This window comes from Moraxella sp. (assembly GCF_024227015.1).
Classification (GTDB): domain Bacteria; phylum Pseudomonadota; class Gammaproteobacteria; order Pseudomonadales; family Moraxellaceae; genus Moraxella.
Genome location: NZ_JAAELD010000112.1, coordinates 1 through 7,109, shown reverse-complemented (window position 1 = coordinate 7,109; position 7,109 = coordinate 1). Strand labels below are relative to the sequence as shown.

General features: G+C 48.3%; 10 protein-coding genes. 7 read left to right on the top strand and 3 right to left on the bottom strand.

Translation table 11 applies throughout. The features are described 5' to 3' along the window. The first annotated feature begins 134 nt into the window (after positions 1–134). Genes moaC through GY683_RS02405 form a run of 6 tightly spaced genes read left to right on the top strand, consistent with a single transcriptional unit; the run spans position 135 to position 3,458 of the window. On the top strand, positions 135–608 hold the full coding sequence (gene moaC, locus GY683_RS02430) for a cyclic pyranopterin monophosphate synthase MoaC (protein ID WP_297287230.1): 474 nt from the start codon (positions 135–137) through the stop codon (positions 606–608). Further along, positions 598–867 (top strand): MoaD/ThiS family protein, encoded by a 270-nt coding sequence (locus tag GY683_RS02425; RefSeq protein ID WP_297287229.1) that lies wholly within the window; start codon positions 598–600, stop codon positions 865–867. The genes moaC and GY683_RS02425 overlap by 11 nt, the downstream gene beginning before the upstream one ends. A gap of 1 nt (position 868) precedes the next feature. Then, complete coding sequence (locus GY683_RS02420; protein ID WP_297287228.1) at positions 869–1,357, top strand: molybdenum cofactor biosynthesis protein MoaE; 489 nt, start codon at positions 869–871, stop codon at positions 1,355–1,357. A 15-nt stretch (positions 1,358–1,372) separates the two neighbouring features. Next, positions 1,373–2,134, top strand: coding sequence for a molybdate ABC transporter substrate-binding protein (modA, locus tag GY683_RS02415; protein ID WP_297287227.1), 762 nt, complete (start codon positions 1,373–1,375; stop codon positions 2,132–2,134). Positions 2,135–2,159: 25 nt separating this feature from the next. Continuing rightward, positions 2,160–2,843, top strand: coding sequence for a molybdate ABC transporter permease subunit (gene modB, locus GY683_RS02410; protein ID WP_297287226.1), 684 nt, complete (start codon positions 2,160–2,162; stop codon positions 2,841–2,843). Positions 2,844–2,846: 3 nt separating this feature from the next. Beyond that, positions 2,847–3,458 (top strand): ATP-binding cassette domain-containing protein, encoded by a 612-nt coding sequence (locus GY683_RS02405; RefSeq protein ID WP_297287225.1) that lies wholly within the window; start codon positions 2,847–2,849, stop codon positions 3,456–3,458. Between the two features lie 13 nt (positions 3,459–3,471). Here the strand turns inward: GY683_RS02405 and can are convergent, their stop codons facing one another. Continuing rightward, positions 3,472–4,095 carry a carbonate dehydratase gene (gene can / locus GY683_RS02400; RefSeq protein WP_297287224.1) on the bottom strand — a complete coding sequence of 208 codons (624 nt, stop codon included), beginning with the start codon at positions 4,093–4,095 and terminating at the stop codon, positions 3,472–3,474. Positions 4,096–4,253: 158 nt separating this feature from the next. Between can and GY683_RS02395 the strand changes: the two genes are divergently transcribed. Then, a complete protein-coding gene (locus tag GY683_RS02395) occupies positions 4,254–5,078 on the top strand; it encodes a Crp/Fnr family transcriptional regulator (RefSeq protein ID WP_297287223.1) in 825 nt (274 codons plus the stop codon). A gap of 1 nt (position 5,079) precedes the next feature. On the opposite strand, the gene narL is transcribed toward GY683_RS02395, so the two are convergent. Together narL and GY683_RS02385 are read right to left on the bottom strand one after the other, a co-directional pair. Next, a complete protein-coding gene (narL, locus tag GY683_RS02390; RefSeq protein WP_297287222.1) occupies positions 5,080–5,739 on the bottom strand; it encodes a two-component system response regulator NarL in 660 nt (219 codons plus the stop codon). A 42-nt stretch (positions 5,740–5,781) separates the two neighbouring features. Further along, the coding region (locus GY683_RS02385; protein WP_297287221.1) for a histidine kinase at positions 5,782–7,109 on the bottom strand (1,328 nt) is incomplete at its 5' end.

The following is a 7,109-nucleotide window of genomic DNA, read 5'->3' as shown; positions in this document are numbered from 1 at the left end:
GATAAAACCATTTGCCAAATACCCATGCCACTATCCATGCCAACAGATTGGCGAAATCTTGCCAATTTTAATACGCCTGATGAATTTAGATTGGCATTGTCGTATTTTAAAAACAACCCACAAAAAGAGCAATCATGAATCTTACCCATTTAGACAAAGACGGCAACATCACCATGGTGGATGTGGGCGACAAAATCGCCACCGCACGCACCGCGAGTGCACAGGGCAAAGTGGTGTTCGCCCCTGACGTGTACCGCCACATCAAAGACACAGACGGCATGACCAAAAAGGGCAGTATTATCCAGACCGCCCACATCGCAGGGATTATGGCGGGCAAAAAAACGCACGAGCTGATACCCTTATGTCACGCCTTACCTCTTGACACCATCAAGATGAGCTTTGAGTATGCCGATGACGAGTGTGCCATCGTGGTGGGGGCGACCGCCAAAGTTACCCACAAGACAGGCGTTGAAATGGAAGCCTTGACCGCTGTATCGGTGGCGTGCCTTACCATCTATGACATGACCAAGGCAATCAGCCATGACATCATGATAACTGACATTCATCTGACCCAAAAAACAGGGGGAAAAGCCGATTATGACAAATAACAACCAAACGCTTGATACGATAAGCCTTACCGTGCTGTACTTTGCCAGCCTTGCTGAACAAGCAGGTAAGGATAGCGAGACTGTGCAGACTGACAGCGATGATTTGGCGGTGATTTATAATGAGCTGTCCGCCAAATACGGCTTTGATTTACCCCAAGACAAAGTGGCGGTTGCCATCAATCACGAGTTTGGCAGTTGGGGCGATAGTGTTTCATTAGGCGATACGATTGCCTTTATTCCGCCTGTGGCAGGGGGTTGATATGAAAACGGTTCATGATAATGCGTTAATCACAAGTCTGCCTATAGATGAAGCCTATGAGCTTGCCCGAGTGGACGGTTTTGCTTTGTCGGATTGCCCCATTGATGATAGATTGTTAAAATCGTATCTATTAAACGACACCGCAGGGGCGTTGGTAACGTTTGAAGGGTGGGTGCGTAACCACAATAATAAGCGAGCGGTAAGCCGTCTGACTTATTATGGCTATGAACAGCTTGCCATCAATCACGGGGCGAAGCTCATCCGTGAAGCCAAAGCGAGCTTTGACATCACGCACGCTGTCGCCATTCATCGCGTTGGCGAGCTTGGCATTGGCGATATGGCGGTGTGGATTGGGGTGTGTGCGTCTCATCGCACGCCTGCATTTGATGCCTGCGAGTGGCTACTAAACGCCATCAAAGCTGACATTCCTGTGTGGAAGCAGGAGTTCTATGACGATGACAGCAGTTTGTGGTTGTCTAATAATGGCTAGATGATTGGGATGAAGATGACAAAATTTAGCCTAATGGCGTGTGGCGTGCTACTTTTGACGGCTTGTCATGATGACAAAAATGCCACGTCCGCCCCAACCGACACCATCACGCTCTACGCCGCCATCAGCGTGAGTGATGTGATGAATGAGCTGATTAAAGACTATGAAACCACCCATCACACCAAAGTCAACGTCTCTTATGCAGGGTCATCAACCCTAGCCAAGCAGATTGAGCAGGGGGCGGGGGCGGATGTGTTTGTATCGGCAGATATGGACTGGGCAGAGTATCTTGTCAAAGCTGACAAAGTACAAGCAAGCACGCCCTTACTAAAAAACCGCCTTGTGCTTATCCATCCAAAAAATACGCCCATCACAATTGACATGACCGCACAAACGCTGAACGGTCAGTTTGATGGTAAGCTCTGCACAGGACAGACCGACAGCGTGCCTGTGGGCAAATACGCCAAGCAAGTCCTAACCGCCAAAAACTGGTGGCAAGGCATACAAGGCAGATTGGTGGAGACGGCAGACGTACGCACCGCCCTAAACTTTGTCGCTAGGGGCGAATGCACGCTTGGGATTGTCTATGCGACCGATGCCAAGATGAGCGATGAGGCGGGCATTGCTGGCGAATTTACCACGACCGACCATGCACCTATCGTCTATCCTGTGGTGCAACTTACCCAAAGTGCCAACGCTCACGCCTTTTATGACTACCTACAAAGCAATACTGCCAAAACGGTTTATAAAAAATACGGCTTTGATGTGGTAGAATAATGCCTTTGATTAACCGCCGTTATCCATGCTAAGCCCTGATGAAATCGCCATTTTGACCTTATCATTTAAGGTTGCTTTTTGTTGCTTGCTTATCAACATTGTGCCTGCCGTATTGGTGGGTTATTGGCTTGCTCGTAAGGAATTTTGGGGTAAGTCGCTTGTTGAGACACTGATTTTTTTACCCCTTGTGTTGCCCCCTGTCGTGCCAGGGTATATTTTGCTTGTGCTGTTTGGCAATCAAGGCATAATTGGCAAGCACCTATCGGCTTTGGGACTAGAATTTGCCTTTAATTGGAAAGGGGCGGTGCTGGCAAGTGCGGTGATGGGCTTTCCGCTCATGGTGCAGTCGGTACGCCTTGCCATGCAGATGGTGGATAAGCGACTTGAGATGACCGCTCGCACGCTTGGAGCGTCTGATGTGGCGGTGTTTTTTGGGATAACATTGCCCCTTGCGTGGGGTGGGATTTTGGTGGGGGCGATATTGTCCTTTTGTCGCAGTCTTGGCGAATTTGGGGCAACCATCACTTTTGTGGGCAATGTGGCAGGCGAGACACGTACGTTGCCGCTTGCCATTTATAGCCTGCTCCAACAAGCAGACAGCGACCATGCCATTATGCGACTTTTGGTTTTGTCGGTGGCAGTGGCGTTTTGTGCGTTGTGGTTTTCGCAGTGGTACACCCGCCATCAGTCCGCCAAATTACAAGGATAAGCCATGTTTGATTGTCAATTTCGTCTAACTCTTGGCAAAAAAACGCTTGATCTCAGCCTTGTCAAATCAGCGCCTGTGGTGGGAGTTTTTGGGCGGTCGGGGGTGGGCAAAAGTAGCATTTTGCACGCTTTGGCAGGGATTGTTACGCCCACAGAGGGACATATTATCATTGATGGGCAAGTGTGGTTTGATGATAAGACCAATCTGTCGCCCCAAAGTCGGCGTGTGGGGCTGGTCTTTCAAGATGCCCAGCTGTTTCCTCATAAATCAGTCATGGACAATCTGCTGTTTGGGTACAACAACATCATGCCAAGTGATAGGCGATTTAGCCCTCATGAGATGATTGACTTATTAAAACTTGATACTCTGACCCACCGCCCCCCAAAAAACCTATCAGGGGGCGAAAAACAACGTGTTGCCTTGGGGCGTGCGTTGCTATACTCGCCAAAGCTACTGCTATTTGATGAGCCATTATCCGCCTTAGATCGTGAGCATAAGGACGAGATTTTGCCGTTTTTTGAGCATATTCGTGATACGCTGGCAATTCCCATGCTGTACGTTAGCCACGACAAAAGTGAGATTGAGCGATTGACGGATGAGGTGCTTTATTTATAAAGCTTTTGGTCAATCATCTCTCATACACAAACGCATCTGCCAGCTTATCAAAGCCATTGACACTGACCTTCAGGTCATGAATCAGTCCATCTTCTAGTCCATAAATCCAGCCATGTACGGACAATTTTTGTCCCCTGTGCCATGCGTTTTGGACGATGGTGGTGTGGCAGACGTTGGTCACTTGGCGTTTAACGTTAAGCTCGCAAAGCAGGTCGGTCTGCTCATCAAGGGTAAGATTGGCAAATTTATCCAAATACTGATAATGAATACCCTTTAGCGAGCGTAGCCAGTTGTCAATCAGCCCAAATTCTTGGTGCGACAACGCCGACCGTACCCCACCGCAGCCATAATGACCACAGACGATGATATGCTCAACCTTTAGCATGTCCACTGCATATTGCAGGGCGGAAAGCAGATTCATGTCGGTGGCAACCACCATGTTGGCCACATTACGATGGACAAACAACTCCCCTGGCATTAGTCCCACCACTTCATTGGCAGGCACACGACTGTCAGAACAGCCAATCCAAAAATACTTGGGCGACTGCTGGCGAGCAAGGCGGGAAAAATAATCAGGGTCTCGGGCGGATAGGCTCTCTGCCCAGAAGTGGTTGGAGTCAAGTAAGTCGGATAGCATGATGAATACCAAATAAAACCAAAATATGACTTTAAAATAGCACACCCGACCAAATCCACCATACCAAATACAGGCAGGATGGCTTAGCCAAAGGAGGTAGTTTTGGTGTGGGGATCAGCACTTTTGGGGAATGTGGTTTTTGAGATGGTTTGGCTAAGATGACACAAAATGGCCATACCAATAACATCATGAAATTAAACGACATATCTCATCAGGCGTACCTATTGGCATTAGAGAGCTATCCCATCTTTGCGCTACTGCCAAACACTGAGCAAGGCACTGACATCAAAAAATCCCTATTATCGATGGTGTCCATCCACGAATACACCAAAGGCGAGATTGTGTTCTTGCAGCACAGTCCTGTAGTGAATTTGTATTTTTTATTGGATGGGCGAGTGGACTGCCATCGGCAGCTGCCCAGCGGTCAAGAATCGCTCATCGCTCAGTATGACAGTATCGGACTTATTAACGAAAGCGTGCTATGGGATTGGCAAAAGACCGATCGTGATGACCTGTCTGCATTTCAAAACAAAGAAACCATCGCCGCCAAACATTCGGCGCTACTTAGCACCAAAGGCGGCATCCATCAGCTTACCGCCACCAGTCGCGGTACGTCACTCGTGGCAAGCCTGTGCGTGGAGAGTTATTTTAAGACGCTTGATGAGTTTGAGCTTGGCGGACTTTTAAAATGGTTCTGCGAATGCATCAGTAAGCGACTGCACCATCACATTGTCAGCAGTGATTTGTTGGCTTTCGTGCAGGCAAAATCTAAGCTAAGCTATTATTTCATCACACATTATCCGATCGATAAGCCCTTTAAGTTGTTATGCACCCAAAAGCAGCTGGCGGGACAAATTGGTCTGCGTCCAGAGACTTTATCACGCACCTTAAAAGAAATGATGGCGGCAAACCTTATCAAAAAAGAAGGCGCCACCTATCAAATCATCGACATCGAAGGGCTGTTAGCCTTGGTTAGTGAATAAGCTAGCTTGGTAAATGATTAACCGCCCACACGGCAGCTTCCACGCGCGTGCGAAGTCCGATTTTCGCCAGTATGTGCTTAACGTGCACCTTGACGGTGGATTCGGCAATGCCCAGCTTATTACCGATCATCTTATTACTCATGCCATCTTTGATCATGTGAAGCACTTGTAATTCTCTGTCGGTAAGGTCTAGCGTGGCTTCTGGCTGGTTGGGTTTTCGCATGGCGGCCGCTAGAATGGGCGCAAGTGCAGGGCTGATCACAAGCTCCCCGCGCAGGATTCGGCGAATGTTACCGATGATCTCCTCAGGCTCCATGTCCTTTAATAGATAACCATCAGCACCCAGCTCCAGTGCATCTTGCACGTCTTTTAGGTTATCTGACACCGTGAATAATAAAACCTTCACGTCAATCTCACGTTCGCGCACGGCTTTTAGTGTCTCAATGCCATTCATGATGGGCATGTTGTGATCCAATACGATAAGATCAACATCATGCTGTGCCAAGAAGTCAAGCGCCTCACCGCCGTGATGGGCTTGTCCTATGACACTAACGTCAATCTCCAGATTCAACAAATCAGACAGTCCGCGTCTTAGCATCGGATGATCATCGACGAGCAGTAGTTTGGCGGGGTTTGCGGCGGTGTATATCTTTTGACTCATGAGTTACCTTTTGGCTGATATTGTAATATTGGCTTTGTTAATTTAATGGGTTACTTGATGATTTAATTCGTCATCGAGTGCCTGTGTTAGGGTGTTAATTTCGTCATCACTCCAGCTGTTTAGCTTGGGTTCTGGGCGTGGTGATTTGGATTGTTTTAAGAAAAATTGCGGCATGAATCGAACCGAGACCTGCGTACCGTGTGGTACGGCGTTAGAGATGTCAATCATGCCGCCAAGGTTCACAGCGCGCTCACCCATGGTGCTAAGTCCGTAATGCCCCTGTTTTTGTTTGTCGCTTTGTTCGATGCCGATGCCGTCGTCTTTGATGATCATGACGACATCTTGGCTGGCACTGTCTTGATATAGCGCAAGGCTTACGTGACTGGCCTTGGCGTGTTTTAGGATGTTAGAGAGTGCCTCGCGCATGATCTGTAATAGGTCGATCTGTTCTGAAGCGGACAGATGTACGGTTAGAATCTGATTGTCAAAGGAGGTGCTAAACCCGCCTTTTTTGGCAAATTCATCCATCGTCGCAGACAGAATTTCATTAAAATCCCCGCCATCGATACGCAGGCGAAATGTGGTCAATAGATCGCGCAGCTGTCCATAGGCGGCATTTAGCCCCTCTGTCATCTGAGCAAGTAGCTGAGCCTGTTTGGTGTGAGATTCTGACAGAAGGGCACGAGTTTCATCATCAAGCGAGCTTTGGCTTTGCTGCATGAGCGTTTTTAGTATGCTTAGCTGTATCTTTAGATATGATAATGACTGAGCGATGGAGTCGTGCAGTTCGCGCGCTAGGGTATTGCGCTCTTCGGACAGTAGCAGCTCTTGTTCTTGTTTTTTCTTTTCTTTTGAGACGAGTGCCAGCGCAACCAAGTTGGCAAGCGCAATCAATAAATCCTCTTGGGGTAAGAATTGATTGTCGTCCAGATTTACCACGTCGATTTTTAGCTGGCTTTCTTTGGCGTTATTGACGAGCAGCTCGCCCCAGCGTCTGCCCGATGCTTCGATGGAGATGATGCGTGTGTTGCTGTGCGCTTTTAATTGGCATTCATCACAATCCTCGGGCGTACAAAACTCAGGAATCTCCTTATCTGACAGCGATAGGATGATGTTGTTTTGATTGTCTTCTTCGTGCAGACACAACGACATCTCGCTGTTGGGCAGTAGGGTGGAGAATTCCTTGACCAGAGATTGTAGCTGTAGGCTGGATAAGTTGCCTGCGACGATTTTTTGAGCGAAGTTATACAGCGCATAGATTGCCTGATTGGCCTGCGTAAGGTGTGCGGTGGTGCGACGAACCTCGCTTTTTAATTGGCTTTGATGCGTGTTGATGGTACTAAGCATTGCGCTCATCGCATCGGAGAGCT